Source organism: Streptomyces sp. SID486, assembly GCF_009865385.1.
Taxonomy (GTDB): Bacteria; Actinomycetota; Actinomycetes; order Streptomycetales; family Streptomycetaceae; genus Streptomyces.
Genome location: NZ_WWJT01000493.1, coordinates 1 through 681, shown reverse-complemented (window position 1 = coordinate 681; position 681 = coordinate 1). Strand labels below are relative to the sequence as shown.

The 681-nt window shown below is 77.1% G+C and carries 1 protein-coding gene; it reads left to right on the top strand.

Features of this window, described 5'->3' with window-relative positions:
• Positions 1–681: polyketide synthase (locus GT045_RS23135; protein ID WP_161335307.1), on the top strand; the 681-nt coding region annotated here is incomplete at both ends.

Below are 681 nucleotides of genomic sequence, written 5' to 3'. Positions count from 1 at the left end.
GGACGGCGCCTCCAACGGGCTGACCGCGCCCAACGGCCCCTCCCAGCAGCGGGTCATCCGCGCGGCACTCGCCGACGCCCGCCTGGAGCCCCGCCAGGTGCACGCCGTCGAGGCGCACGGCACCGGCACCCCGCTGGGCGACCCGATCGAGGCCCAGGCCCTGCTGGCCACCTACGGCCAGGACCGCGACGAACCCCTGTGGCTCGGCTCGGTCAAGTCCAACATCGGGCACACCCAGGCCGCCGCCGGTGTCGCCGGCGTCATCAAGATGGTGATGGCCATGCGGCACGGCCGGCTGCCCAGGACCCTGCACGCCGAACACCCCACCTCCCAGGTCGACTGGACGGCAGGCGCGGTGGAACTGCTCAGCGAGGCCCGCGACTGGCCCGCCGGCGGCGAACCCCGCCGCGCCGCCGTGTCCTCCTTCGGCATCAGCGGCACCAACGCCCACGTCATCGTCGAGGCCGCCCCCGAGCCCGAGGCCCGGCCGGCGGAACCCTCCTGGGCCGGGCCGCTCCCGCTGGTGCTGTCCGGCAGCAGCGCACAGGGCCTCGCCGCCCAGGCCCGCAACCTGCTCGCCCACCTCGCCACCGGCGCCGAACCCGTCCCCGACATCGCCCACACCCTCGCCGCCGGGCGCGCCCGGCTCGCCGAGCGGGCGGTCGTCACCGGCGCCGCCCT